The organism is Bradyrhizobium sp. SZCCHNS3002 (assembly GCF_032377435.1).
In the GTDB taxonomy this organism is placed as follows: domain Bacteria; phylum Pseudomonadota; class Alphaproteobacteria; order Rhizobiales; family Xanthobacteraceae; genus Bradyrhizobium.
On the sequence record NZ_JAUHHY010000003.1, the window covers coordinates 29,124 to 53,890 of the forward strand.

Here is a 24,767-nt window from a genome sequence, read left to right on the forward strand (position 1 = left end):
AGCTCAGGCGGCCTGATGCGGCGTTTTGATGGTCTCTGCAACGGGGCCGCAGGACAGCCGCTCCTGGTGCCGCTCGCCCCAGCTCCTGAGGACCTCGATCACCGGCCGCAGGCTCTCGCCGACCTCGGACAGGGTATAGTCCACCCGCGGCGGCACCTCGGCATAGACCTTGCGAACCACCAGCCCGTCGTCCTCGAGCGCCCGCAGCTGCTTGGTCAGCATGCGCTGGGTGATGCCGGGCATCAGGCGGCGCAGCTCGCCGAAGCGCCGGCTGCCGCCCTGCAGGTGGTAGAGGATCACGCCCTTCCACTTGCCGTCGATCAGATCGAGCGTGGCTTCGACCGCGCAGCCCGGACGGCGGGTGAAATTCTTCCGTTTCATCGCGTTTTGGCCCAATAGTATCCAAACGGGGACTAGTTCCCCATTTTTACAGTACTTGCTGAAATGACGCCAGAAGGACAAACAGATCCTATCGCCAAGCCAACCAGGAGGTTGTTCATGAAGGCCGTCGGATACCAGCAGTCGCTCCCCATCACCGAGGACCGCGCGCTGTTCGACTTCGAGACCGCCAAACCCGAGCCGAAGGGACGCGACATCCGCGTCGCAGTGAAGGCGGTGTCGGTCAATCCGGTCGACACCAAGGTGCGCAAGCGCGCCGCACCGCCCGCCGGCGAAACCAAGATCCTGGGCTATGACGCCGCTGGCGTGGTCGAGGCTGTCGGCCCGGACGTGAGCCTGTTCAAGCCCGGTGACGAGGTGTTCTACGCCGGCTCGATCCTGCGCCAGGGCACCAATGCCGAATTCCATCTGGTCGACGAGCGCATCGTCGGTCGCAAGCCGAAGAGCCTGTCGTTCGCCGAGGCCGCCGCCCTGCCCCTGACCTCGATCACCGCGTGGGAGCTGCTGTTCGACCGGCTCGGCGCCGTCCCCGGCAAGAGCCTCGATGACCGCACCTTGCTGATCACGGGCGCCGCCGGCGGCGTCGGCTCGATCCTGATCCAGCTGTCGCGCCGCCTCACCGGCCTGACCGTGCTCGCCACCGCCACCCGGCCCGAGTCGCGCGACTGGTGCCTGAAGCTCGGCGCCCACGCCGTGATCGACCATGGCAAGCCGATGAAGGCGCAGATCGACGCACTGAAGCTGCCGCCGGTCAGCCTCATCGCGAGCCTCACCCACACCGACCAGCACTACAAGGCGATCGCCGACTTCATGGCGCCGCAGGGCAAGTTCGGCCTGATCGACGATCCCGCCGAGTTCTCACTCGCAGCCTTCAAGGGCAAGGCGATCTCGATCCACTGGGAATCGATGTTCACGCGCTCCTCGTTCACGACGCCCGATATCATCGCGCAGCACAACCTGCTCAACGATGTCTCTGATCTCATCGACAAGGGCGTGATCCGCACCACCCTCGGCGACAACTACGGCACCATCAACGCCGCCAACCTCAAGCGCGCCCATGCGCTGATCGAGAGCAATAAGTCACGCGGCAAGATCGTGCTGGAGGGGTGGAGTTAAGTAATAGCGCTCATAGGGTGGGCAAAGGCGTGGCTCAGGTCTCTCCACGTTCGAGGTCGCGGTGGCGCCGTGCCCACCATCTCGCCGGTGCACTCGCTGACGGACGGTGGCACGCTGCCGCCTGACGGCGGCTGCTTTGCCCACCTACGGCACCGCCACCCTCAACTAACAAGCCCGCGCTTCATAGCTTTCCGTCATTGAGAGCGAAGCGGCAACGGCGTCCGGTCGCTCATTGCCGCGCTGGTCCCCAAGCGTAGGCCTCATCGGGAGTGCTGAACGCCCTGATCACCGGCTCGGAAAAGCCGAGCGCCTCGTAGCAGTACTCACTGCCGACGAAACTGAAATGCCGGGGTCGACGGCCGACCGGATCGATCGCCTCATAGGCATTCAACAAGGCCGATTGCCCGGCCTCCTTGATATAGACGCCGCCGTCGTACACGACGGTGTCGGCGCCATGCGCCGACACCGCGTAAGCGACCTCTTCGAACCCGGCATAGATCTGGCACGCGATCTCGATGCCGTAGGCGCGCAAACCGGGCGGCGATGCCACGACGATCAGGTGGAGCACGCCGCGCCAGAGACCTTGATCGAAGACCGCAGGCGGTCGTTCGATGCCGTCGATCATCGAGGGGTAAGGACGCCATTTGATGGAAGGGTCCGGAAACAAGAAACCTCCAGGCAGATCTTGATCATGGATCATAGCGCGGCATGTAGGGGCTGCATATTCGCCCTGCATTCGATAATTCGGAGGGCTGCGAGGCCATGATGGGCGAGGACTGGCCGGCCGGGCCGATCTCCTTTAACGAAGCGCGACATTCGCATCTGGAACGGCGTCCGTGAGCAGCCTCGAGCAAGAGACCCATTCGTCCGCCGATCGCGGCCCGCGCAGCGGATCGCCGCTCGAGGTCCTCAGCATCTTCCTCAAGCTCGGCCTCACCTGCTTCGGCGGGCCGATTGCCCATATCGGCTATTTCCGCGACGAGTTCGTCGTCAGGCGAAAATGGATCGACGAGCATGCCTATGCCGATCTGGTCGGGCTGTGCCAGTTCCTGCCCGGTCCCGCCAGCAGCCAGGTCGGCTTCTCCATCGGGCTGATGCGCGCCGGCTATCTCGGTGCGCTCGCCGCCTGGACCGGCTTCACTTTGCCGTCGGCCGCCGTGCTCATCCTGTTCGCCTATGGTGCGGGCCGATTGAGTGGACCGATCGGCAGCGGCCTGCTGCACGGGCTGAAGCTGACCGCAGTCGCCATCGTCGCACAGGCGGTCTGGGGCATGGCGCGCACGCTCTGTCCCGATCGCACGCGCGCCTCGATCGCGGTCGCCGCAACGTTGATCATTCTGCTCAGTTCGGCCTCGGCCGCGCAGATCGGGGCCATCGTGCTCGGCGGACTCGCCGGCCTCTGGCTGTGCCGCGGCGAGGCGGCGCCGTCGGGACACGTCGCGATCCCGGTGTCGCGGAGCGTGGGGGTCATGGCGCTCGTGCTGTTCGTCGTCCTGTTGGCGGGACTTCCGCTGCTGCGCGGCTCAACGGGATCGACGCCGCTTGCCTTGTTCGACGCGTTCTATCGCTCCGGCGCGCTCGTGTTCGGCGGTGGACATGTGGTGCTGCCGCTGTTGCGCGAAGCCTTCGTCGGACCAGGCTGGCTGAGCGACGACGCCTTTCTCGCCGGCTACGGTGCGGCGCAGGCCGTCCCGGGCCCGCTCTTCACCTTCGCCGCCTATCTCGGCACCGTGGTCGCTCCGGAGCCGCATGGGATCATCGGGGCCGCGCTCGGTCTCCTCGGAATCTTCCTTCCGGGCATGCTGGTCCTGCTCGCCGCGCTGCCGTTCTGGGACTCGTTCCGCAAGCGCGCCGGCGCCCAGGCCATGATGCGGGGTGTCAACGCTGCGGTCGTCGGTGTGCTGGGAGCGGCCCTGTACAACCCGGTCTGGACAACCACCGTCCATGACGCGGCAGACTTTGGCATCGCGCTGGTCGGTTTCGTCCTCTTGGTCGCCTGGCGCGCGCCGCCGCTCGTCGTGGTGACGTTCAGCGCCATTGCCGGCGTCGCGGCCGCGCTGGTGTAAGCGGCGGCGCCGCCGCATCACATGTGGTTGGCAAAGCGCCGCCGAAGCGGCGCTCTGCCCCCAGCGAGCTGCCGTGCGCGGCTAATTATGCTTCTTCCAGAAGATGCGCGCGCCCTGCACGGATTGCGCGACGTTGATGCGGGCCCGCTCGAACGGCGTCACCACGCCGTCGGCCTTGGCCTTGTTTTCCAGCTTCTGCACGTGGATCTGGCCGCGGACGAGCTGCTGCGCCTCCGGATAGGTCAGCCGCCCGCTCGCGATGCCATTGTAGATGCGATGTGACTGGTTGCGCTGACGCGCATCGATCAGCGGCGTGCCCGCAAGGCTTGCGCCCGACGTCAGCGCGAGCAGCAACACAGCGGCCATGATGGACTTCATTTCACTCTCCTGTGGTTGTCGTCCACCGGCGTGAAGACGTCATTGTCCGCACGGCTCCAGCGAACGGCCGCCAGGATGCGCGCGATCGGCCGTGTCGACCGTGCCCGGGCTCACACGCGGCCGTGTCGTCCGATGACGACGAATGCTGCAGTGATCGATCGTCGGGTGGAGCCGCATGTCACGCCGCCGGGGGTCTCCGCAAAAAAATTGCGGCTTGCGTGAGCTGCCGGTCTTGCAAATCTCACCTTTGGGTGCATGTTCGCCGCGCACTACTTTTGAATGAATCATTTTTAACAATCATTGGCGACGCATGGCGGCGAGACCAACGGCCCATCCCAGCGCGCACATCCATGGAGACCGGCCATGAAGACGATTCAGTGGCTCATGCTCACTTTCGCGACGACCGTCACTGCAAGCGGCGGCCTTGCCGGCGCCCTCAGCCCTGCCAGCGCCGCCCCGCCACCGCCGGCGAAGAACTGCCCGGCCTTCGGCTGGTCGGAGGGACTTGGCAGTTATCTCAAGCCGGACGCCGCCTTCCCCACCTCCGACACCAAGACCATCCCGACGCCGGACTGCAATTTCCATCAATGGTCGTGGGAGGCGTTCGTCTGGGCGACGGCTCTGGTGAAGGATTCGGGCTCCGGCGCCGCCGTGCCGCGGTTCATGACCTTGGCGACGCCCGACGAGTTGCTCAACAACGCCGAGAATGCCGGCGCCCCACGGCCGCGCCCGCTGACCTTGGCGGCCCGTGCCCAGGTCTTCCACGGCATGGCCGGCTTCACCGAAGGCGCCGGCGCCATCGTCGAAGCCGACGGCAACATGCTGGTCGCGCAGAACGGCTATCCCGTCTACGCCTCGGTTCACATGAACCAGAGCTATTTCAACACCGCGCGCAAGAACCTGATCGCGACCGGCGGCTACCAGAGCCAGCCGGCAGATTCCTCCTTCGCCGTGGGCGATGCAGTGTTCAAGGCGACGTGGCTGCGGCTCGACCCCGGCCAGGCGCCGCCCGCGGGCGCCTATACGACCCAGGCACAGGTGCCGGTGCTGGAGAACAACGTCACCCCCGGCCTGATCACGATCCGGCCGGCGCCCGGCAAATTCGTCACGGTGATGGTGGCGCTGGTCGGCCTGCACGTCGTCGGCTACACCGAGAACCACCCTGAATTCCTGTGGGGCACGTTCGAGCTGAAGAACAACTCGCCGCAGACGCCGGACAACACCTTCGCGCCCTCGGCAAGCCGCTCGGATCCGAAGAGCTATACGCTCTACAAGGGCGGCACGCCGTTCTCGCAGGTCAACATCGCAGCATCACCCGGCGCCAACCGGCCGCAACTGCGGCTCGATCCGGCGACCCAGAAGCTGACGCCGGTGACCAACGTCGTGCTCGAGAACCAGACCGGCGGCGAGAACCAGCCCAACGGCGTCGGCAACATCTTCGCGATCACGGCGCAAGCCCAGGGCTTTCTCTCCGGCCTGAAGGGCCCGCAATCGACGTTCGCGAACTACGCCCTCGACGGCACCGTCTGGATGCTCCCCAACTCGTACAATCTGAACAGCAACCAGACCAGCGCCGTCGGCTCGGTCAATCTCGCCAACGCCACCGCCGAGACCTTCGTGCAGAACGCCGACAACACGCCGATCAAGAACGTGCTGAACTGCTTCCTGTGCCACAACCCGACGTCCTATTCGTTCCAGACGCCGCCGCCGGCCAAGCTGCCGAACCGGCTGATCGCGTTGAGCCACGTGCTGTCGATCGGCTCGCCCTACGAGGTGCCGAACTCGATCTCCGGCCGGCTCCTGATGCGGCCGGATCCGTTCAGGAAGTAGACCGACGACGCTTGCGCGGCGGCGCCGGCAACGGGGCCGCCGCCGTTTCGAGCCGATGGCAGATCTCAGGATCTGCCATCAAGCGATTGAACCGACGCCGGTTATCGGCGCGCTCCGAACCGCTGCTTGAGCGCTGGGATCAGGATGGCGCGGCAACCTGCTTCGGCTCCTGCGCTGCCTCAGCCTTCGTCTCAGCTCTGGCGACGAAGCCCTTGGCGAGGGCGTGATAGAGCCCCTCCTCGCAGATCAGGCGCGAGGTGCCGTAGGCGATCAGCGACGCCATCATCAGCGGCACCACCATGGCGTGGTTGTCGGTCATCTCGGTGACGATGACGAAGGCGGTGATCGGCGCCTGCACCACGCCGGCGAAATAGGCGACCATGCCGAGCAGCATGATCGGCGCCAGCGGCGACTGCTGGAACAGGCTGGCGACGTTGGCGCCGATGCCCGCCCCGACTGCGAGCGACGGCGCGAAGATGCCGCCGGGAATGCCGCTGATCGCGGCAAAGGTGGTGGCGAGGAATTTCAGCACGCCGAAATCGCTCGGCAGCGGCGTTCCGGTCTCCAGCGCGCCTTTCACCTGCGCATAGCCGGTGCCGTAGACCGTATCGCCCGAGGCCAGCCCGCACAGCGCGACGGCAAAGCCGCAGGCGAGCGCGAACGGCAGCGGGTGGCGTTTGATGAGGCGGCCGCCGGCGCCGGGCAGTCCGCGCGCCATGGTGATCAGGATGCGGCTGAACAGGCCGCCGGCGGCGCCGCCCAGGACCCCGCAGACGGGCACCGCCAGCCAGTCGATGCCCTTGCCGAGCGCGATCGGCGTCGTGCCGAAATAGGCGTAATTGCCCATCAGGGCCAGCGAGGTCAGGCCCGCAGCGATCACGGTGGCGATGATGAGGCTCGAGGTCCGCGTCTCGAAGGCACGACTCATCTCCTCGATGCCGAACACGATGCCGGCGAGCGGCGTGTTGAAGGCGGCCGCGACCCCGGCGGCGGCGCCGGCCAGGATCAAGCCCGGCTGCCGCCGCGGCGATAGCCGGCCGAGCGCGAACATGATGGAGGCGCCGACCTGCACTGTCGGGCCCTCGCGGCCGACCGAGCCGCCGCACAGCAGCCCCAGCAGGGTCAAGAGCACCTTGCCGATGGCGATGCGGATCGACACCAGCGGGCTGCGCGCGCTCGTGTCGGTCAGGTGCCGAGCGGCGATCGCCTGAGGGATGCCGCTGCCTTGCGCGTTCGGGAAGAAGCGCTGGGTCAGGTAGACCGACAGCGCGAAGCCGGCGGGCGTCACGATCAGTGAGGCGTAGCGTGATTTCGACAGCAGCCAGTTGAAGGCGAGCTGGGCCAGGTCGGCGAGCTCCGCCAGGGCCACGGCCGCCGCGCCCACCACCAGGCCGCCGGCCACGAACAGCACCCGCCGCTGCCAGCGCGCCGAGGTCAGCTTGAGCCAACGCTTGCGGCGGGGGGTGATGGTCAGCATGGGCGCAACGGAGTCCGTTCTCTACGCAGGTGCAGCACCCTCGACGAAAATCAGCCGGCGGTCCAGCGCCTTCCCGCGCTCGCCCAGGGCGTCGGCGTATGCGGCCGACGCATACCATTCGCGCAGCCGGGCCATCGACGGGAACTCGACGATGATGAGGGTCTTGGCCGGCAGACCGCCTTCGACCGTCTCGGAGATCCCGCCGCGGACCAGATAGCGCCCGCCATACTGCGCGATCGAGCGCGCCGCGAGCATGCGGTAGCGCTCCATCGCTTGGGCGTCGCGAACCTCGGCCTCGGAGATGACGTAAGCCGCCATGGCCGGCCTCAGGCGATGGTGTCGAGGATGCCGCCCTCGGCGCGTAGCGCGGCTCCGTTGGTGGCGGAGGCCTGCTGCGAGGCGGCATAGACGACCATGCTGGCGATCTCGTCGACGCTGGCGAAGCGCTGCAGCAGCGAGGCCGGCCGGTGCTGCTTGACGAAGGACGAGGCCGCCTCCCCCTCCGACTGGCCGTTCTGGCGGGCGAGATCCTTGACGAAGGTCTCGACGCCCTCCGACATCGTCGGACCCGGCAGCACCGCGTTGACCGTGACGCCGGTGCCGCGGGTCAGCTTGGCGAGGCCACGCGAGACCGCGAGCTGGGCGGTCTTGGTCATGCCGTAGTGGATCATCTCGGTCGGAATGTTCACCGCCGATTCCGAGGAGATGAAGATGATACGGCCCCAGTTGCGCTTCAGCATGCCCTGCATGTAGGCGCGCGCCATGCGCACGCCGGACATCACGTTGGTCTCGAAGAAGCGGCTCCAATCCGCGTCGGGAATGTCGAAGAAGTCCTTGGGCTCGAAGATGCCGGCATTGTTGACGAGGATGTCGACCTCGGGGAGCGCGGTGACGATGGCGTTGCAGCCGTCGATCCGAGCGACGTCGCCGACGACGCCGCGCAGCCGGGCGGCCGGGACAAGCTGCTTGAGCTTCGCGACCGTCTCGTCGACCCGGGCTTGGCTGCGACCATTGATGACGACCTCCGCGCCGGCCGCGGCCAGCCCCTTGGCGATGGCAAAGCCGATGCCGGCGGTGGAGCCGGTGACGAGGGCGGTCTTTCCCGAGAGGTCGATGTGCATGAGCAGCTCTCCGTTGTGCTGAAGCAACGGATGTGGGGCGTCGTCGCGCCAACGCAACGCAGAGCTGATCCTCGAGAAGAACGGTGAATGGCGCGCGCAAATGCCGCCGGCGGCCTCCGTAGGGTGAGCAAAGCGGCCGCCGAAGGCGGCGGCGGGCCCACCATCGATCGACGAATTCTCGGTGAGATGGCGGGCGCGGTGCCACCTAGAGCACGTGTGAGGGGACGGCGTCGACCCGCCTTTGCCCACCCTAGAAGCGACCACCCTCAAACGAAAACGGCGCCCGAAGGCGCCGTTCTGAAAACTCGGGTCGGATCGCCGCTTACGCGGCTTCCGAGGTCTCCTGCACCGGGCCGGAATCCTGACCCTTGGCATCGACGTCGCGGTCGACGAACTCGATCACGGCCATCGCGGCGTTGTCGCCGTATCGGAAGCCGGCCTTGATGATGCGGGTGTAGCCGCCGTTGCGGTCCTTGTAGCGGGGCGCCAGCACGTCGAACAGCTTCTTGACCTGGTCGACGTCGCGCATCTCGGCGATCGCCTGACGGCGCAGCGCGAGTCCGCCCTTCTTGCCGAGGGTGACGAGCTTCTCGACGATCGGCCGCAGCTCCTTGGCCTTCGGCAGCGTGGTGACGATCTGCTCGTGCTTGATCAGCGCGGCGCACATGTTAGCGAACATCGCCTTGCGGTGCTCGGCGGTGCGGTTGAGCTTCCGATGAACCTTGCCGTGACGCATAGTGTTAGTCCTTCATTTCAATCTGCCGCGACGGTTCGTCGGACATGTTGCTCAGGTGGGCTGCCTGCGTTCGCCCGGGTGGTTACGGTGGCGGGTAGGACCCTACCCGCCCTCCGCTCAGTAGTGATCCTCGAAGCGCTTGGCCAGCTCGTCGATGTTCTCCGGCGGCCAGCCGGGCACTTCCATGCCGAGATGCAGACCCATCTGGGCCAGCACTTCCTTGATCTCGTTCAGCGATTTGCGGCCGAAGTTCGGGGTGCGCAGCATTTCCGCTTCCGACTTCTGCACGAGGTCGCCGATATAGACGATGTTGTCGTTCTTCAGGCAGTTCGCCGAACGCACCGACAGCTCGAGCTCGTCCACCTTCTTGAGGAAGGCCGGGTTGAAGGCGAGGTCCGGGATGATCTCCTGAGCGACTTCCTTGCGCGGCTCTTCGAAGTTGACGAACACGTTGAGCTGATCCTGCAGGATGCGCGCGGCATAGGCCACCGCGTCCTCCGGCGAGATCGCGCCGTTGGTCTCGATCGTCATGGTCAGCTTGTCGTAGTCGAGGATCTGGCCCTCGCGGGTGTTCTCGACCTTGTAGGAGACCTTGCGGACCGGAGAGAACAGGCTGTCGACCGGGATCAGGCCGATCGGCGCGTCCTCGGGACGGTTACGATCGGCGGCGACATAGCCCTTGCCGGTCGCGACCGTGAACTCCATGCGGATCTCGGCGCCCTCGTCCAGAGTGCAGAGCTGCAGGTCGGGGTTCAGAACGACGATATCGCCGACGGTCTGGATGTCGCCGGCGGTGACCGCGCCCGGACCCTGCTTCTTCACGACCATCCGCTTCGGGCCTTCGCCCTGCATCTTGATCGCGATGTCCTTGATGTTCAGCACGATGTCGGTGACGTCCTCGCGGACACCGGCGATCGAGGAGAACTCGTGCAGCACGCCGTCGATGTGCACCGACTGCACAGCGGCGCCCTGCAGCGACGACAGCAGGATGCGGCGCAGCGCATTGCCGAGCGTCTGGCCGAAACCGCGCTCCAGCGGCTCGGCAACCACGGTGGCGAAACGGGTCGCGTCGGAGCCCGGCGTGACCTGGAGCTTGTTCGGCCGAATCAATTCTTGCCAATTCTTCTGGATCGTCACTGTTTCACCCATGGGCCAGTCATGGGATCTGACTGACTGGCGTTGGAGAACCGCGCTTCAGATCGCGGCAGTCGAAATGTCTCAAAAGCACGACGAGGCGGACATGCTGTCCGCCTCTTTCAGATTAGACGCGCCGACGCTTGCGCGGGCGGCAACCATTGTGCGGGATCGTCGTCACGTCGCGGATCGAGGTGACGGTGAAACCCGCAGCCTGCAGCGCACGGAGCGCCGATTCACGGCCGGAGCCAGGGCCGGCAACCTCGACCTCGAGGGTGCGCATGCCGTGTTCCTGAGCCTTCTTGGACACGTCCTCCGCCGCGACCTGCGCGGCATACGGGGTCGACTTGCGCGATCCCTTGAACCCCATCGTGCCGGCCGACGACCAGGCAATGGTGTTGCCCTGCGCATCGGTGATGGTGATGGTGGTGTTGTTGAACGACGAATTCACGTGGGCGACGCCGGAGGCGATGTTCTTGCGCTCACGACGGCGGACGCGTGCGGCTTCCTTGGCCATATAAGTACCTTTCTCGAGATCTCAACGCCGCCGTAGTGCCAGCGGCTACACCAGAAAGGCGAATGGTGAATAGCGAGTAGCGAATAGGGATCGCCCCTATCCGCCACCCGCCATCAGCAGTTCGCCAGATTACTTCTTCTTGCCGGCAATCGCCTTGGCCGGTCCCTTGCGCGTGCGCGCATTGGTGTGGGTACGCTGGCCGCGCACCGGCAGACCGCGGCGATGGCGCAGGCCGCGATAGCAGCCGAGGTCCATCAGACGCTTGATGTTGATGCCGGTCTCGCGCCGGAGGTCGCCCTCGACGACGTAGTCGCGGTCGATGATTTCGCGGATCTGCAGGACTTCCTGGTCGCTCAGCTGGTTGACGCGACGATCCTCGGCGATCTTGACCTTGTCAATGATCTCGCCCGCGATCTTCGGGCCGATGCCATGGATATACTGGAGCGCGATCAGAACGCGCTTGTTGGTCGGGATGTTGACACCGGCAATACGGGCCACGGACTTCTCTCCTGTCACCGATCCCAGGATGGACCGGCCTTCGTTCTCGCTATCTCGGGCAGGCGTCCGCAAACGCGAACAAGACGCCCACCCCTCGATTCGTGGGGCCCGGCATCTTTGGAAAACCATCCGACTTGGATGCGGGCTTATTAATGGATTCACACGGCGGTCGTCAACCGCCCCTACAAGATTCGATCACCTCTTGGCGCGCTTTTTTGCAGCCTTTGCAGAGGTTTTCCGGGTTCCCTTGGTCGCCTTGGCAGCGGGCTTGTGAGCCTTCTTCGAGGCCTTGGAGGCTTTCTTGGGGGCCGCCTTTGCTCCCTTTTTGGCTGTCTTTGCGGCCTTTTTCGTCGGCGCAGGCGCCTTCGGAGCCTTTTTAGCGACCTTCTTGGCCGATTTGGCCGGCGCGGTCTTCCCCGCAGCCTTGGCACTGCGCTTGGCCGGGCTCGCCTTCTTCGCCGCCCGGCTGCCGCCGGTGTTACCGACGGCGGCCAGGATCCGTCCGATCTCCTCGGTGACCTGCTCGATCGGCATCATGCCGTCGACGGTCGCCAGCATCCGGTGGTCCGAATAATAGTGGATCAGAGGCTCGGTCTGGTCGCGGTAGCTGGCGAGGCGCTTAGTGAGGACCTCCGGCGTATCGTCGGCCCGCACGGCCTCGCCGCGCGCGCGGGTCTCGGCGGCCCGGCGCTCGACGCGCTCGAGCAGAACGCCCTCGTTGACGCGGAGCTCGATCACCGCGTCGAGCTTCATCTGCTTCTGCTTCAGCAGCGCATCCAGCGCCTCCGCCTGCGGCACCGTGCGCGGGAAGCCGTCAAGGATGAAGCCATTGGCAGCGTCCGGCTGCTCGATCCGGTCCGCGATGATGCCGACCACGACCTCGTCAGGCACCAGACCGCCCGCCGCCATGATGTCCTTGGCCTTGAGCCCGATCGGCGTCTGAGCGGCGACCGCGGCGCGCAGCATGTCGCCGGTCGACAGCTGAACGATGCCGTATTGCTGGACCAGGCGCTGCGCCTGCGTCCCCTTGCCCGAACCGGGCGGCCCCAGAAGAATGAGTCTCATCGAATTTCGCCCCCCGGCACACGGTGAGCGACCCTCCCGCACACCTTGTTCTTGGCTTGGTGGTTCCCGGGCCGCGATCCGCCGCTATCCGCGGCGGCGCCCCCGCAACTTCGACTTCCTGATCAGCCCCTCATACTGATGGGCGAGCAGATAACCCTGAACCTGCGCCACGGTATCCATCGTAACGCTGACCACGATCAGAAGCGAAGTGCCACCAAAGTAGAACGGGACGGAAGCGTAGGAAATCAGAATTTCCGGGATCAGACACACGATCGCCAGATAGATGGCGCCGAGCACGGTGATCCGCGACAGCACGTAATCGATATATTCCGCGGTGCGCTCGCCCGGCCTGATGCCCGGGATGAAGCCGCCATGCTTCTTCAGATTGTCGGCGGTCTCGGTCGGGTTGAACACGATCGCGGTGTAGAAGAAGGCGAAGAACAGAATCAGCGCCAGATACAGCACCAGGAACAGCGGCCGGCCGTGGCCGAGCTGGGTGGTGATCCACTGGAACCACTCGGGTCCCTTGCCGGCGTTGAAATTGGCGACCGTGGTCGGCAGCAGCAGCAGCGACGAGGCGAAGATCGGCGGGATCACGCCCGATGTGTTCAGCTTCAGCGGCAGATGCGAGGACTGGCCCTCGAACATCTTGTTGCCGACCTGGCGCTTCGGATACTGGATCAGGAGCCGGCGCTGGGCGCGCTCCACGAACACGATGAAGGCGATCACGGCAACCGCCATCACGATGACGATCAGGATCAGGCCGGTCGACAGCGCGCCCTGGCGGCCGAGTTCCAGCATGTTGGCGAGTGCAGAGGGCAGCTCCGCGACGATGCCGGACAGGATGATCAGCGAGATGCCGTTGCCGATGCCGCGCGAGGTGATCTGCTCGCCGAGCCACATCAGGAACATGGTGCCGCCGGTCAGCGTGATCGCGGTCGAGAGGCGGAAGAACAGGCCGGGATCGGCGACGACGTTGCCGGCGCCTTCGAGGCCGACGGCGATGCCGTAGGACTGCACGGCAGCCAGGATCACCGTCAGATAGCGGGTGTATTGGTTCAGCATCTTGCGGCCAGCCTCACCCTCTTTCTTGAGGGCCTCGAGCTGGGGCGAGACGGTGGTGAGCAGCTGAATGATGATCGATGCCGAGATGTACGGCATGATGTTCAGCGCGAAGATCGCCATGCGGTGAATGCCGCCGCCGGCGAACATGTTGAACATGCCGAGAATGCCGCCGGCCTGGGTGCGGAACACCGAGTCCCAGATGTTCGGGTCGATGCCGGGCAGCGGAATGTAGGTGCCGAGGCGGTAGACCAGCAGCGCGCCGAGGGTGAACCAGATGCGCTTCTTCAGCTCATCGGCCTTCGCGAGCGCGCCGAAATTGAGGTTTGCCGCCAGTTGTTCCGCTGCTGAGGCCATGTCTAGCTTTCTCCCGCCGCCCTTCTTGACCGCATCAGCCCCGCGAGGGCTCGCGAGGCTTGGGCAGACGTCGGATATTATCTGGTACGCGAGCGCGTTCTGTCCATTGCCCTGCCCTCTCCAGCACAAGCCGGCAGCAGGGCAATGACGCAGATGTTACGCCGCCTCGCCTTCGTCCTTGGCTGGCGCCAGGAGCTTGACGGTGCCGCCGGCCTTCTCGACCGCCGCGATCGCCGACTTCGAGGCACCATGCACCTCGATGTTGATCTTGGCCTTGAGCTCGCCGCGGCCGAGCAGACGCACGCCGTCCTTGGCGCGGCGCAGCGCACCGGACTTCACGAGGGACTCGGCGTTGATCACGCTGCCGGCATCGAGCTTCTTGGCATCGATCGCCTGCTGGATCCGGTCGAGATTGATCTCGACGAAATCGAGCGCGAAGATGTTGTTGAAGCCGCGCTTCGGCAGACGGCGATGCATCGGCATCTGACCGCCTTCGAAGCCCTTGATGCGCACGCCGGAGCGCGCGGTCTGGCCCTTGCCGCCACGGCCCGAGGTCTTGCCCTTGCCGGAGCCGATGCCGCGGCCGACGCGCATGCGCTTCTTGCGCGCGCCGGCGTTGTCGGCGATATCGCTGAGCTTCATCGCCCTTCTCCTTACTTCTCGTCGACGATGCGGACGAGATGATGAACCTTGGTGATCATGCCGCGGACCGCCGGCGTATCCGGCAGTTCGGTCACGCGGCCGATCTTGTTGAGCTTCAACCCGATCAGCGTCTCGCGCTGCGAGTGATGCCGGCGGATCGGGCTGCCGATCTGCTCGATCTTGATCGTCTTGGCGCTAGCCATGGTCTTCACTCCGAGATGCGCCGGCCAGAGGCGGCGCGCGTTCGTTAGTCGGCAGCTGCCTCGGCATCGCCACCGACGCGGCGGGCCTGCAGGGTCGACACCTTGATGTTGCGGCGCGCGGCAACCGAGCGCGGTGAATCCTGGTGCTTCAGCGCGTTGAAGGTCGCGCGCACCATGTTGTACGGGTTGGACGAGCCGATCGACTTCGCCACCACGTCCTGGATGCCCAGCGTCTCGAACACGGCGCGCATCGGGCCGCCGGCGATGATGCCGGTACCGGCCGGAGCCGCACGCAGATAGACGCGGCCCGCACCGTGACGACCGAAGATGTCGTGGTGCAGGGTCCGGCCCTCGCGCAGCGCGACGCGGGTCAGGTTGCGCTTGGCGGAGTCCGTCGCCTTGCGGATCGCCTCCGGCACTTCGCGCGCCTTGCCGTGGCCGAAGCCGACCCGGCCCTTCTGATCGCCGATCACGACGAGCGCCGCAAAGCCGAAGCGCTTACCGCCCTTCACGACCTTCGCGACTCGGTTGATGTGGACGAGCTTGTCGACGAACTCGCTGTCGCGCTCCTCGCGCTCCTTGCGATCGCGACCGCCTCGTTCCCGTTCACCTGCCATGGTGCTATCCAATCTTCTGAGGGGCTCTCGCGCCCATATCCATTGATGTTAGAAGCTCAGCCCGCTCTCGCGCGCCGCGTCGGCCAGGGCCTTGACACGACCGTGATAGAGATAGCCGCCGCGATCGAACACGACTTCCTTGATCCCCGCCTTCACCGCGCGCTCGGCGAGCAGCTTGCCCACCGCCTTCGCCGCATCGATGTCGGCACCGGTGTTGCCGGCCGAGCGCATCTCCTTCTCCATCGACGACGCGGAGGCGAGCGTCTCGCCCTTCTGATCGTCGATGACCTGAGCGTAGATGTGCTTCGACGAACGGAACACCGACAGACGCGGACGGCCGCCGGCGGAGCGGCGCAGCGACAGCCTCACGCGCTGCTTGCGCCGGGCATTCGTAACCTTTGCTCTCGACATGTCCGGCTCCGTTACTTCTTCTTGCCTTCCTTGCGGAAGATGAATTCACCCGCGTACTTCACGCCCTTGCCCTTGTAGGGCTCCGGCGGCCGGTAGGCGCGGATTTCGGCGGCCACCTGGCCGACGCGCTGCGGGTCGATGCCCGTGACCGTGATCTCGGTCGGCTTCGGCACCGCGATCGTGATGCCCTCCGGGATCTGGTAGACGACGTCATGGCTGTAGCCGAGCGCGAGCTGCAGGTTCTTGCCCTGCATCGCGGCGCGGTAGCCGACGCCGGTGATCTCGAGCTTCTTCTCGAAGCCCTTGGTCACGCCTTCGACCAGGTTGGCGATCTGGGCGCGCGCGGTGCCGTACAGCGACCGGGCGCGCTTGGTCTCGGCGCGCGGGGCAACCTTGACCTGGCCGTTCTCGAACTTCACGTCCACGTCGTCATGGACGATGAACTGAAGCTGGCCCTTCGGCCCCTTCATCTTGACGGTCTGTCCGTCGACGGAGGCCGTCACTCCGGACGGCACCGCCACAGGCTTCTTGCCAATACGTGACATGGCTCAATCCTTCTTAGAACACCGTGAAGAGAACTTCACCGCCGACATTCGCGTCACGCGCGCTATGGTCGGCCATGATTCCCTTCGGCGTCGACAAAACAGAAATTCCGAGCCCGTTGTTCACGCGCGGCAGGTTCTTCACCGAGGTGTAGACGCGGCGGCCGGGCTTGGAGACGCGCTCGATCTCGCGGATCACGGGCTCGCCGTCGAAATATTTCAGCTCGATCTCGATCTCGCTGCGGCCCGACGGATGCTCCAGCGTGGCATAGCCGCGGATGTAGCCTTCGGACTTCAGCACCTCGAGCACGCTGGCGCGCATCTTGGAGCCGGGAGTCGAGACCTTCGACTTCGAGCGCATCTGCGCGTTGCGGATGCGGGTGATCAGATCGCTGATGGGATCGTGCGTTGACATGGTGCGATCCTCCTTACCAGCTCGACTTCACGAGGCCCGGAACCAGGCCCTTGGACCCGAGCTCGCGCAACGCGATGCGGCTCAGCTTGTTCTTGCGATAGTTCGACCGCGGACGGCCGGTCAGCTCGCACCGGTTGCGGATGCGGGTCGCCGACGAATTGCGCGGCATCTCGGCCAGCTTCAGGGTCGCGGCAAAGCGCTCCTCCATCGGCTTTTCCTTGTCGGCGATGATCGCCTTCAACCGGGCGCGCTTCGGGGCGGCGTTCTTGGCCATCCGCTTGCGCCGGTTGTTCTTCTCGACTGAACTCTTCTTTGCCATGCTTGGCTCCTGGGTATCCGCGTTTGAGAGGCTGTTCAGCGTCTCACTGCCGGAACGGGAAATTGAATGCGGTCAGAAGGGCACGGGCCTCGTCGTCGGTCGTCGCGGTGGTGCACACCGTGATGTCCATGCCCCAGCTCTCCCCGGCCTTGTCAAAGTCGATCTCGGGGAAAATGATGTGCTCCTTGATGCCGAGCGAATAGTTGCCGCGGCCGTCGAAGCTCTTCGGGTTCAGGCCGCGGAAGTCGCGGACGCGCGGCAGCGCGACGTTGATCAGGCGGTCGATGAACTCGTACATCTTGGTCTTGCGCAAGGTGACCTTGCAGCCGATCGGCTGGTTCTCGCGCAGCTTGAAGGTCGCGATGGCGACGCGCGAATAGGTCACGACCGCCTTCTGGCCGGCGATCAGCGACAGGTCGGCCGCCGCCGTCTCCGCCTTCTTGCGGTCGTTGACCGCCTCGCCGATGCCCATGTTGAGCACGACCTTGTCGAGCCGCGGCACCTGCATGACGTTGGCGTAGCCGAACTTCTCGGTCAGCTGGCTCTTGATCTTGCGATCATATTCCTCGCGCAGGCGCGGGGTGTAAGCGGTCTCAGCCATCGATCTCAACTCCCGAGCTCTTGGCAACGCGGACCTTCTTGCCGTCCGCCTGAATCTTGAATCCAACGCGCGTCGGCTTGCCGTCCTTGCCGACATACGCGACGTTAGACAGGTTGATCGGCGCCTCTTTGGAGATGATGCCGCCTTCCTGGTTCTGGGTCTGCTTCTGGTGACGCTTCACCAGGTTGATGCCGCGTACCAGCGCGGTGCCCTCGTCGGGACGCACCTCGAACACCTCCCCGGTGCGACCCTTGTCGCGGCCGGTCAGGACGATCACCTTGTCGCCCTTGCGGATCTTGGCAGCCATCACAGCACCTCCGGCGCAAGCGAAATGATCTTCATGTGGTTCTTGGCGCGCAGTTCGCGCGGCACCGGCCCGAAGATGCGGGTGCCGACCGGCTCCGACTGGTTGTTGATCAGGACGGCCGCGTTGCGGTCGAAGCGGATCACCGAGCCGTCGGCGCGGCGGATGTCCTTGCGGACGCGCACCACGACGGCCTTCATGACGTCGCCCTTCTTCACCTTGCCACGCGGAATGGCTTCCTTGATCGACACCACGATGATGTCGCCGACGGTGGCATAGCGGCGCTTCGAGCCGCCCAGCACCTTGATACACATGACACGGCGTGCGCCGGAATTATCGGCCACGTCGAGGTTGGTCTGCATCTGAATCATTGATGCACCTCGTCCTCTTCATCTGCTGCGCAGGAAAGCTGCGCCTTGTTTGATCCCGAAAGCGAAACCGGCCCCTTTGACAGGGCCGCGTCTCGCGCCTCAGGCGGTTTTCTTGTGCTCGCCCCGGATCACGGTCCAGCGCTTGAGCTTCGAGATCGGCTTGCTCTCCTCGATCCACACCATGTCGCCCGGCTTGAACTCGTTGTTCTCGTCGTGCGCGTGGTAGTTCTTCGAGCGGCGGATGGTCTTCTTGTAGATCGGGTGGGTGAAGCGCCGGTCGACGCGCACAACGATCGTCTTGGCCTGCTTGTCGCTGACGACGACGCCCTGAAGGGTCCGTTTCGGCATGTCGAGCCTCTTACTTCGTCTTGGCGCGCTGCTGCGCGGCGATGGTCTTGATACGGGCGATGTCGCGGCGCGCCTCACGCAGCCGCGCGGTATTCTCCAGCTGCCCGGTGGCACGCTGGAAGCGCAGGTTGAAGCGCTCCTTCTTCAGATTGACGATCGCATCGTCCATCTGGTCGGGGCTCATCGCGCGAATGTCGGCAATCTTCATCTCGGCCATGACCATTACTCCGCAATGCGTTCGACGAAGCGCGTCTTGATCGGCAGCTTGGCGGCCGCCAGCAGCAGCGCCTCGCGCGCGATCTGGTTGCTCACGCCGTCGATCTCGAACATCACCCGGCCCGGCTTGACGCGGGCCACCCACAATTCCGGCGAGCCCTTGCCGGAGCCCATGCGGACCTCGGCCGGCTTCTTCGACACCGGAAGATCCGGGAACACGCGAATCCAGACGCGGCCGGCGCGCTTCATGTGACGGGTCAAGGCACGACGAGCGGCCTCGATCTGGCGCGCGGTGACGCGATCCGGCTCCATCGCCTTCAGCCCGAACTGGCCGAAGGCCAGCGTCGCGCCCGAGGACGCAACGCCGTGGATACGGCCCTTATGCGCCTTTCGGAACTTGGTCTTCTTTGGTTGCATCATGGCTTTGAGCCCTCAAACCTGTCTTGTCGCGGCTGATCGATCAGGCCGCGTCGCGGCGCGACCGGGGCTGCGAGCTCTCGCCGCCGCCTTCGTTCATCCGCTTGTCCTGTGCCATCGGATCGTGCTCGAGGATCTCGCCCTTGAAGATCCAGACCTTCACGCCGCAGGTGCCGAAGGTCGTGAACGCGGTGGCCACACCGTAGTCGATGTCGGCGCGCAGCGTGTGCAGCGGCACCCGGCCCTCACGATACCACTCCATGCGGGCGATTTCCGCGCCGCCCAGACGACCCGAGCAGTTGATGCGGATGCCCTCGGCGCCGAGACGCATCGCCGACTGCACGGCGCGCTTCATGGCGCGGCGGAACGCAACGCGACGCTCGAGCTGCTGCGCGATCGATTCGGCGACCAGCGTGGCATCGAGCTCCGGCTTGCGGATCTCGACGATGTTGATGACGACGTCCGACGAGGTGATGTCGGCGACGCGCTTGCGCAGCTTGTCGATGTCGGCGCCCTTCTTGCCGATCACGACGCCCGGACGTGCCGAGTGGATCGTGACGCGGCACTTCTTGTGCGGACGCTCGATCACGATGCGGGCAACGGCCGCCTGCTTGAGCTCCTTGTGCAGGATCTCACGGATCTTGACGTCTTCATGCAGCAGCTTGCCGTACTCGGCCTTGCCGGCGAACCAGCGCGAATCCCAGGTCCGGTTGATGCCGAGACGCAGACCGATCGGATTGATCTTTTGACCCATCGTATTCTCCCAGCGCCTGCTTTAAGCGCTCGCCTCGACCTGACGCACAATGATCGTCAGCTGCGAAAACGGTTTGAAAACTCGGCCCGAACGGCCACGGCCGCGCGGCGAGAAACGCTTCATCACGATTCCCTTGCCGACGAAAGCCTGCGATACGACGAGATCGTCGACCTCGAGCTCGTGATTGTTCTCGGCATTGGCGATCGCCGATTCCAGGCACTTCTTGACGTCGACCGCAATCCGCTTGCGCGAGAACTGCAGGTCGGCGAGGGCGGCCGACGCCTTGCGGCCGCGGATCATCTGCGCCACCAGGTTCAGCTTCTGCGGGCTCACCCGAAGCATCCGGGCCACAGCCTTGGCCTCGTTGTCCGGGAGGCTCCGTTCGCGCTTTGGTTTGCTCATCGCTTAATCCTCAAGCCTTCTTGGCTTTCTTATCGCCCGAATGGCCGTGGAAGGTGCGGGTCGGCGAAAACTCACCGAACTTGTGGCCGACCATCTCTTCGTTGATCGCCACCGGCACGTGCTTCTGGCCGTTGTAGACGCCGAACGTCAGGCCGACGAACTGCGGCAGGATGGTCGAGCGGCGGCTCCAGATCTTGATGACGTCGTGACGGCCGGACGCGCGCGCCGCATCTGCCTTCTTGAGCAGCGACGCCTCGACGAACGGGCCTTTCCAGACTGAACGAACCATGTCCGTCGTTCCTTACTTCTTCCGCTTGTGGCGGCTCAAGAGAATGAATTTATCGGTCGACTTGTTGGTGCGGGTCTTCTTGCCCTTGGTAGGCTTGCCCCACGGAGTGACCGGGTGACGACCGCCCGAGGTACGGCCTTCGCCGCCGCCGTGCGGATGGTCGATCGGGTTCATCGCGACGCCGCGGTTGTGAGGCCTGCGGCCCATCCAACGCTTGCGGCCGGCCTTGCCGATCGAGGTGTTCATGTGGTCCGGGTTCGACACCGCACCGATGGTGCCGCGGCAGCGGCCATGCACCAGGCGCTGCTCGCCCGAGTTCAGGCGGACGATCACGTAGTCCTGGTCGCGGCCGACGATCTGGGCGTAGGTGCCGGCCGAACGCGCGAGCTGGCCGCCCTTCCCGATCTTGACCTCGATGTTGTGCACGATCGTGCCGACCGGCATGTTGCCCAGCGGCATGACGTTGCCCGGCTTCACGTCGACATAGTTGCCGGCTACGATGGTGTCGCCGACCGCCAGGCGCTGCGGCGCCAGGATGTAGGCGAGCTCGCCATCCTGATACTTGACCAGGGCGATGAAGGCGGTCCGGTTCGGATCATACTCCAGGCGCTCGACGGTCGCGGGAACGTCGACCTTGTCGCGCTTGAAGTCGACCGTGCGGTACGACTGCTTGTGGCCGCCGCCGAGGAAGCGAACCGTGATGCGGCCGGTGTTGTTGCGACCGCCGCTCGACTGCTTGCCTTCGGTCAGCGCCTTGACCGGCTTGCCCTTGTACAGGGCCGAACGATCGACCATCACCAGCTGGCGCTGGCCGGGCGTCGTGGGATTGAATGTCTTCAGTGCCATGGCAGCTCAGCCTTACAGTCCGGTGGTCACGTCGATACGGTGGCCCTCTTCGAGGGTCACGATCGCGCGCTTGCTGTCCGATTGCGAACCGAAATTGCCGCGGAACACCTTGGTCTTGCCCTTGCGGACGAGCGTGTTGACGCTCTTGACCTTGACGTCGAACAGCTTCTCGATCGCTTCCTTGATCTGCGGCTTGGTCGCCTTTGCGGCCACCTTGAACAGAACCTTGTTGTGCTCCGAGGCGAACGTCGCCTTCTCGGTCACGACCGGCGCGATGATGATGTCGTAGTGGCGCGGATCGATGGTCTTCATTTGAAGCGCGCCTCCAGCGCATCGATCGCCGCCTTGGTCAGCACGAGCTTCTGACGGCGCAGGATGTCGTAGACGTTGATGCCCTGGATCGGCAGCACGTCCAGGTTCGGGATGTTGCGGGCCGCAGCGGCGAAGCCGTTGTGCAGCTCGGCGCCGTCGATGATCAGCGCGTTGGTCAGGCCGAGACCCGAGAAGTGGCCGATCAGCGCCTTGGTCTTCGCCGCCTCGAGGGTGGCGTTCTCCAAGACGACCAGATCACCGTCCTTGGCCTTGGCCGACAGCGCATGCTTCAGAGCGAGCGCACGGACCTTCTTCGGCAGGTCGGTCGCATGCGAGCGCACGACCGGACCGAAGGCGCGGCCGCCGCCACGGAACTGCGGCACGCGAGCCGAGCCGTGACGAGCACCGCCGGTGCCCTTCTGCTTGTACATCTTCTTGCCGGTGCGCCAGATCTCGGCGCGCCCCTTGGCCTTGTGAGTGCCGGCCTGACGCTTGTTCAGCTGCCACTGGACGCAACGCTGAATGATGTCAGCGCGCGGCTCCAGACCGAAGATGGCGTCGGACAGCTGGACGGAGCCGGCTTCCTTGCCCTCAAGCGTGGTGACTTTCAGTTCCATTTATGCGCCCTCCTGCACGGCCGGCGCTTCGGCAGCCTGCTCACCCGCGACCTTGAACTTGCCGGGCTTCGGCGCTTCCTTCGGCAGCGGCTTCTTGACGGCGTCGCGCACCGAGATCCAGCCACCCTTGGAGCCGGGCACCGCGCCTTCGACCAGGATCAGGCCGCGCTCGACGTCCGTCTGCACCACACGCAGGTTCAGCGTGGTGATGCGGTCGACGCCCATGTGACCGGGCATCTTCTTGTTCTTCCAGGTCTTGCCGGGGTCCTGACGACCACCGGTCGAACCGATCGAACGATGCGAGATCGACACACCGTGCGTGGCGCGAAGACCGCCGAAGTTCCAGCGCTTCATGCCGCCGGCGAAGCCCTTACCGACCGAGGTGCCGGTAACGTCGACGAACTGGCCGACGACGAAGTGGTCGGCCTGGATCTCGGCGCCGACCGGGATCAGCGAATCCTCGCTGACACGGAATTCGGCAAGCTTGCGCTTCGGCTCGACCTTGGCGACCGCGAACTGGCCGCGCTCCGCCTTCGGCATGTAGACCGTCTTGCGGCTGCCGCTGCCGAGCTGCAGCGCGACATAGCCGTTCTTCTCGGTGGTGCGGTGACCGACCACCTGGCAATTGCCGAGCTTCAGCACGGTCACGGGGATATGTTCGCCGGTCTCCGTGAAGACCCGCGTCATCCCGACCTTTTGTGCGATCACTCCGGAGCGCATCGGCGTGCTTCCTGTTCTTCTCTATGTCCGCGATGGGGCGAACGTGAATCCAAAAACTTAGAGCTTGATCTCGACGTCGACGCCGGCGGCCAGGTCGAGCTTCATGAGAGCATCGACGGTCTGCGGGGTCGGATCGACGATGTCGAGCAGGCGCTTGTGGGTGCGCATCTCGAACTGCTCGCGGCTCTTCTTGTCGACGTGCGGCGAACGGTTCACGGTGAACTTCTCGATGCGGGTCGGCAGCGGAATGGGTCCGCGAACCTGCGCGCCGGTCCGTTTCGCCGTGTTGACGATCTCGCGCGTCGACGTATCGAGGATACGATGGTCAAACGCCTTGAGACGGATGCGGATATTTTGGCCGTTCATTGCCGTATCTTTCTTTGAGTAGTGAGTGGCGAGTAGCGAACGGCGAATGGATATCTCCATTCGCCACCCGCCATTCCCTATTCGCTGTTGTTACTCGATGATCGAGGCGACGACGCCGGCGCCGACGGTGCGGCCGCCCTCGCGGATGGCGAAGCGCAGCTTCTCCTCCATCGCGATCGGCACGATCAGGTGCACTTCCATCGCGATGTTGTCGCCCGGCATCACCATCTCGGTGCCTTCCGGCAGGTGAACGACGCCGGTCACGTCGGTCGTGCGGAAGTAGAACTGCGGACGATAGTTGGTGAAGAACGGAGTGTGACGGCCGCCCTCTTCCTTGGTGAGGATGTACGCCTCAGCCTTGAACTTGGTGTGCGGCTTGACCGAACCCGGCTTGCACAGCACCTGGCCGCGCTCGACGTCCTCGCGCTTGGTGCCGCGGAGCAGCGCACCGATGTTGTCGCCCGCCTGGCCCTGATCGAGCAGCTTGCGGAACATTTCAACGCCGGTGACGGTGGTCTTCTGGGTCGGACGGATGCCGACGATCTCGATTTCCTCACCGACCTTGATGATGCCGCGCTCGACACGGCCGGTCACGACGGTGCCGCGGCCCGAGATCGAGAACACGTCTTCGACCGGCATCAGGAAGGGCTGATCGATCGGACGCTCCGGCTGCGGAATGTACTCGTCGACATTGCGCATCAGCTCGAGGATGGCGTCGTGGCCGAGCTTCTTGTCCGAATCTTCCAGAGCGGCGAGCGCCGAGCCCTTGATGATCGGGATCTTGTCGCCCGGGAACTCGTACTTCGAGAGCAGCTCGCGGACCTCGAGCTCGACGAGCTCGAGCAGCTCCGGATCGTCGACCATGTCGCACTTGTTGAGGAACACGACCAGCGCCGGCACGCCGACCTGGCGGGCGAGCAGGATGTGCTCGCGGGTCTGCGGCATCGGGCCGTCAGCGGCCGACACGACCAGGATCGCGCCGTCCATCTGCGCGGCGCCGGTGATCATGTTCTTCACGTAGTCGGCGTGGCCGGGGCAGTCGACGTGCGCGTAGTGGCGGTTCTTGGTCTCGTACTCGACGTGAGCGGTCGAGATGGTGATGCCGCGAGCCTTCTCTTCCGGCGCCTTGTCGATCTGGTCGTAGGCAGTGAACGTCGCACCGCCCGTCTCGGCCAGGATCTTGGTGATTGCAGCCGTCAGCGAGGTCTTGCCGTGGTCGACGTGACCGATGGTGCCGATGTTGCAGTGGGGCTTGTTACGTTCAAACTTAGCTTTGGCCATTTGACTCTCCGTTCAGTC

Annotated in this window: 37 protein-coding genes; 3 read left to right on the forward strand and 34 right to left on the reverse strand. The window is 65.0% G+C overall.

Going from position 1 to position 24,767, the window contains the following annotated elements; translation table 11 throughout:
- Nucleotides 1–3: 3 nt before the first annotated feature.
- The gene (locus QW845_RS07260) at nucleotides 4–381 is read right to left on the reverse strand and encodes a helix-turn-helix domain-containing protein (RefSeq protein ID WP_315800959.1); all 378 of its coding nucleotides are present in this window, start codon (nucleotides 379–381) and stop codon (nucleotides 4–6) included.
- A 117-nt stretch (nucleotides 382–498) separates the two neighbouring features.
- Between QW845_RS07260 and QW845_RS07265 the strand changes: the two genes are divergently transcribed.
- Complete coding sequence (locus QW845_RS07265; protein WP_315800960.1) at nucleotides 499–1,515, forward strand: zinc-binding alcohol dehydrogenase family protein; 1,017 nt, start codon at nucleotides 499–501, stop codon at nucleotides 1,513–1,515.
- A 229-nt stretch (nucleotides 1,516–1,744) separates the two neighbouring features.
- Here QW845_RS07265 and QW845_RS07270 read toward each other — a convergent pair whose 3' ends face one another.
- Nucleotides 1,745–2,140, reverse strand: coding sequence for a hypothetical protein (locus QW845_RS07270; protein WP_315800961.1), 396 nt, complete (start codon nucleotides 2,138–2,140; stop codon nucleotides 1,745–1,747).
- A gap of 211 nt (nucleotides 2,141–2,351) precedes the next feature.
- Between QW845_RS07270 and chrA the strand changes: the two genes are divergently transcribed.
- Nucleotides 2,352–3,581 (forward strand): chromate efflux transporter, encoded by a 1,230-nt coding sequence (gene chrA / locus QW845_RS07275; protein ID WP_315800962.1) that lies wholly within the window; start codon nucleotides 2,352–2,354, stop codon nucleotides 3,579–3,581.
- Between the two features lie 81 nt (nucleotides 3,582–3,662).
- Here the strand turns inward: chrA and QW845_RS07280 are convergent, their stop codons facing one another.
- Entirely contained in the window at nucleotides 3,663–3,959 is a 297-nt protein-coding gene (locus tag QW845_RS07280; protein ID WP_315800963.1) for a hypothetical protein, read from the reverse strand.
- 363 nt (nucleotides 3,960–4,322) lie between these two features.
- Here QW845_RS07280 and QW845_RS07285 point away from each other — a divergent pair, with 363 nt between their 5' ends.
- Nucleotides 4,323–5,789, forward strand: a complete 1,467-nt coding sequence (locus QW845_RS07285) for a hypothetical protein (RefSeq protein ID WP_315800964.1) — start codon at nucleotides 4,323–4,325, stop codon at nucleotides 5,787–5,789.
- Nucleotides 5,790–5,928: 139 nt separating this feature from the next.
- On the opposite strand, the gene QW845_RS07290 is transcribed toward QW845_RS07285, so the two are convergent.
- From QW845_RS07290 to tuf, 31 genes are all read right to left on the reverse strand, one after another.
- Complete coding sequence (locus QW845_RS07290) at nucleotides 5,929–7,266, reverse strand: chloride channel protein (protein WP_315800965.1); 1,338 nt, start codon at nucleotides 7,264–7,266, stop codon at nucleotides 5,929–5,931.
- Nucleotides 7,267–7,287: 21 nt separating this feature from the next.
- Entirely contained in the window at nucleotides 7,288–7,584 is a 297-nt protein-coding gene (locus QW845_RS07295) for a DUF1330 domain-containing protein (RefSeq protein ID WP_315800966.1), read from the reverse strand.
- Nucleotides 7,585–7,592: 8 nt separating this feature from the next.
- Nucleotides 7,593–8,387 (reverse strand): SDR family oxidoreductase, encoded by a 795-nt coding sequence (locus QW845_RS07300; RefSeq protein ID WP_315800967.1) that lies wholly within the window; start codon nucleotides 8,385–8,387, stop codon nucleotides 7,593–7,595.
- A gap of 322 nt (nucleotides 8,388–8,709) precedes the next feature.
- Nucleotides 8,710–9,123: a 50S ribosomal protein L17 gene (gene rplQ / locus QW845_RS07305; protein WP_006611863.1), complete on the reverse strand. Its 414-nt coding sequence runs from the start codon at nucleotides 9,121–9,123 to the stop codon at nucleotides 8,710–8,712.
- A gap of 117 nt (nucleotides 9,124–9,240) precedes the next feature.
- Entirely contained in the window at nucleotides 9,241–10,272 is a 1,032-nt protein-coding gene (locus QW845_RS07310) for a DNA-directed RNA polymerase subunit alpha (RefSeq protein WP_315800968.1), read from the reverse strand.
- Between the two features lie 112 nt (nucleotides 10,273–10,384).
- Complete coding sequence (gene rpsK, locus QW845_RS07315) at nucleotides 10,385–10,774, reverse strand: 30S ribosomal protein S11 (RefSeq protein WP_006611861.1); 390 nt, start codon at nucleotides 10,772–10,774, stop codon at nucleotides 10,385–10,387.
- 129 nt (nucleotides 10,775–10,903) lie between these two features.
- The gene (rpsM, locus tag QW845_RS07320; RefSeq protein ID WP_315714555.1) at nucleotides 10,904–11,272 is read right to left on the reverse strand and encodes a 30S ribosomal protein S13; all 369 of its coding nucleotides are present in this window, start codon (nucleotides 11,270–11,272) and stop codon (nucleotides 10,904–10,906) included.
- Between the two features lie 195 nt (nucleotides 11,273–11,467).
- Nucleotides 11,468–12,337: an adenylate kinase gene (locus tag QW845_RS07325; protein WP_315800969.1), complete on the reverse strand. Its 870-nt coding sequence runs from the start codon at nucleotides 12,335–12,337 to the stop codon at nucleotides 11,468–11,470.
- 84 nt (nucleotides 12,338–12,421) lie between these two features.
- Complete coding sequence (gene secY, locus QW845_RS07330) at nucleotides 12,422–13,756, reverse strand: preprotein translocase subunit SecY (RefSeq protein ID WP_315714557.1); 1,335 nt, start codon at nucleotides 13,754–13,756, stop codon at nucleotides 12,422–12,424.
- Nucleotides 13,757–13,912: 156 nt separating this feature from the next.
- Entirely contained in the window at nucleotides 13,913–14,398 is a 486-nt protein-coding gene (gene rplO, locus QW845_RS07335; RefSeq protein ID WP_009031841.1) for a 50S ribosomal protein L15, read from the reverse strand.
- A gap of 11 nt (nucleotides 14,399–14,409) precedes the next feature.
- The gene (rpmD, locus tag QW845_RS07340) at nucleotides 14,410–14,601 is read right to left on the reverse strand and encodes a 50S ribosomal protein L30 (protein ID WP_006611856.1); all 192 of its coding nucleotides are present in this window, start codon (nucleotides 14,599–14,601) and stop codon (nucleotides 14,410–14,412) included.
- Nucleotides 14,602–14,645: 44 nt separating this feature from the next.
- Nucleotides 14,646–15,218, reverse strand: coding sequence for a 30S ribosomal protein S5 (rpsE, locus tag QW845_RS07345; RefSeq protein WP_006611855.1), 573 nt, complete (start codon nucleotides 15,216–15,218; stop codon nucleotides 14,646–14,648).
- A gap of 48 nt (nucleotides 15,219–15,266) precedes the next feature.
- Complete coding sequence (gene rplR / locus QW845_RS07350) at nucleotides 15,267–15,629, reverse strand: 50S ribosomal protein L18 (RefSeq protein ID WP_006611854.1); 363 nt, start codon at nucleotides 15,627–15,629, stop codon at nucleotides 15,267–15,269.
- Between the two features lie 11 nt (nucleotides 15,630–15,640).
- Nucleotides 15,641–16,174 carry a 50S ribosomal protein L6 gene (rplF, locus tag QW845_RS07355; RefSeq protein ID WP_172108074.1) on the reverse strand — a complete coding sequence of 178 codons (534 nt, stop codon included), beginning with the start codon at nucleotides 16,172–16,174 and terminating at the stop codon, nucleotides 15,641–15,643.
- 13 nt (nucleotides 16,175–16,187) lie between these two features.
- Nucleotides 16,188–16,586, reverse strand: a complete 399-nt coding sequence (gene rpsH, locus QW845_RS07360) for a 30S ribosomal protein S8 (RefSeq protein ID WP_315714559.1) — start codon at nucleotides 16,584–16,586, stop codon at nucleotides 16,188–16,190.
- Nucleotides 16,587–16,599: 13 nt separating this feature from the next.
- Nucleotides 16,600–16,905, reverse strand: coding sequence for a 30S ribosomal protein S14 (rpsN, locus tag QW845_RS07365; RefSeq protein WP_315800970.1), 306 nt, complete (start codon nucleotides 16,903–16,905; stop codon nucleotides 16,600–16,602).
- Nucleotides 16,906–16,948: 43 nt separating this feature from the next.
- Entirely contained in the window at nucleotides 16,949–17,506 is a 558-nt protein-coding gene (gene rplE / locus QW845_RS07370) for a 50S ribosomal protein L5 (RefSeq protein ID WP_315800971.1), read from the reverse strand.
- Nucleotides 17,499–17,813, reverse strand: coding sequence for a 50S ribosomal protein L24 (rplX, locus tag QW845_RS07375; protein WP_315737601.1), 315 nt, complete (start codon nucleotides 17,811–17,813; stop codon nucleotides 17,499–17,501). Before rplX ends, rplE begins: the two co-directional genes overlap by 8 nt.
- Nucleotides 17,813–18,181 (reverse strand): 50S ribosomal protein L14, encoded by a 369-nt coding sequence (gene rplN / locus QW845_RS07380; RefSeq protein WP_006611848.1) that lies wholly within the window; start codon nucleotides 18,179–18,181, stop codon nucleotides 17,813–17,815. Before rplN ends, rplX begins: the two co-directional genes overlap by 1 nt.
- Nucleotides 18,182–18,280: 99 nt before the next feature.
- A complete protein-coding gene (gene rpsQ, locus QW845_RS07385) occupies nucleotides 18,281–18,529 on the reverse strand; it encodes a 30S ribosomal protein S17 (RefSeq protein ID WP_015667612.1) in 249 nt (82 codons plus the stop codon).
- A gap of 10 nt (nucleotides 18,530–18,539) precedes the next feature.
- Nucleotides 18,540–18,746, reverse strand: coding sequence for a 50S ribosomal protein L29 (rpmC, locus tag QW845_RS07390; protein WP_006611846.1), 207 nt, complete (start codon nucleotides 18,744–18,746; stop codon nucleotides 18,540–18,542).
- Nucleotides 18,747–18,751: 5 nt separating this feature from the next.
- A complete protein-coding gene (rplP, locus tag QW845_RS07395) occupies nucleotides 18,752–19,165 on the reverse strand; it encodes a 50S ribosomal protein L16 (RefSeq protein WP_008963467.1) in 414 nt (137 codons plus the stop codon).
- Between the two features lie 40 nt (nucleotides 19,166–19,205).
- Nucleotides 19,206–19,916, reverse strand: coding sequence for a 30S ribosomal protein S3 (gene rpsC, locus QW845_RS07400; protein ID WP_012045041.1), 711 nt, complete (start codon nucleotides 19,914–19,916; stop codon nucleotides 19,206–19,208).
- Nucleotides 19,917–19,937: 21 nt separating this feature from the next.
- Entirely contained in the window at nucleotides 19,938–20,318 is a 381-nt protein-coding gene (gene rplV, locus QW845_RS07405; RefSeq protein WP_006611843.1) for a 50S ribosomal protein L22, read from the reverse strand.
- A 10-nt stretch (nucleotides 20,319–20,328) separates the two neighbouring features.
- Nucleotides 20,329–20,607, reverse strand: a complete 279-nt coding sequence (gene rpsS / locus QW845_RS07410) for a 30S ribosomal protein S19 (protein WP_006611842.1) — start codon at nucleotides 20,605–20,607, stop codon at nucleotides 20,329–20,331.
- A gap of 12 nt (nucleotides 20,608–20,619) precedes the next feature.
- A complete protein-coding gene (gene rplB, locus QW845_RS07415; protein ID WP_006611841.1) occupies nucleotides 20,620–21,453 on the reverse strand; it encodes a 50S ribosomal protein L2 in 834 nt (277 codons plus the stop codon).
- Between the two features lie 12 nt (nucleotides 21,454–21,465).
- A complete protein-coding gene (locus QW845_RS07420) occupies nucleotides 21,466–21,765 on the reverse strand; it encodes a 50S ribosomal protein L23 (protein ID WP_172108066.1) in 300 nt (99 codons plus the stop codon).
- The gene (gene rplD, locus QW845_RS07425) at nucleotides 21,762–22,382 is read right to left on the reverse strand and encodes a 50S ribosomal protein L4 (RefSeq protein WP_006611839.1); all 621 of its coding nucleotides are present in this window, start codon (nucleotides 22,380–22,382) and stop codon (nucleotides 21,762–21,764) included. Before rplD ends, QW845_RS07420 begins: the two co-directional genes overlap by 4 nt.
- The gene (gene rplC / locus QW845_RS07430; protein WP_006611838.1) at nucleotides 22,383–23,102 is read right to left on the reverse strand and encodes a 50S ribosomal protein L3; all 720 of its coding nucleotides are present in this window, start codon (nucleotides 23,100–23,102) and stop codon (nucleotides 22,383–22,385) included. It lies immediately after the preceding gene.
- Between the two features lie 57 nt (nucleotides 23,103–23,159).
- Entirely contained in the window at nucleotides 23,160–23,468 is a 309-nt protein-coding gene (gene rpsJ / locus QW845_RS07435; RefSeq protein WP_002712302.1) for a 30S ribosomal protein S10, read from the reverse strand.
- 90 nt (nucleotides 23,469–23,558) lie between these two features.
- Nucleotides 23,559–24,749, reverse strand: a complete 1,191-nt coding sequence (gene tuf / locus QW845_RS07440; protein ID WP_006611837.1) for an elongation factor Tu — start codon at nucleotides 24,747–24,749, stop codon at nucleotides 23,559–23,561.
- Nucleotides 24,750–24,767: the final 18 nt, after the last annotated feature.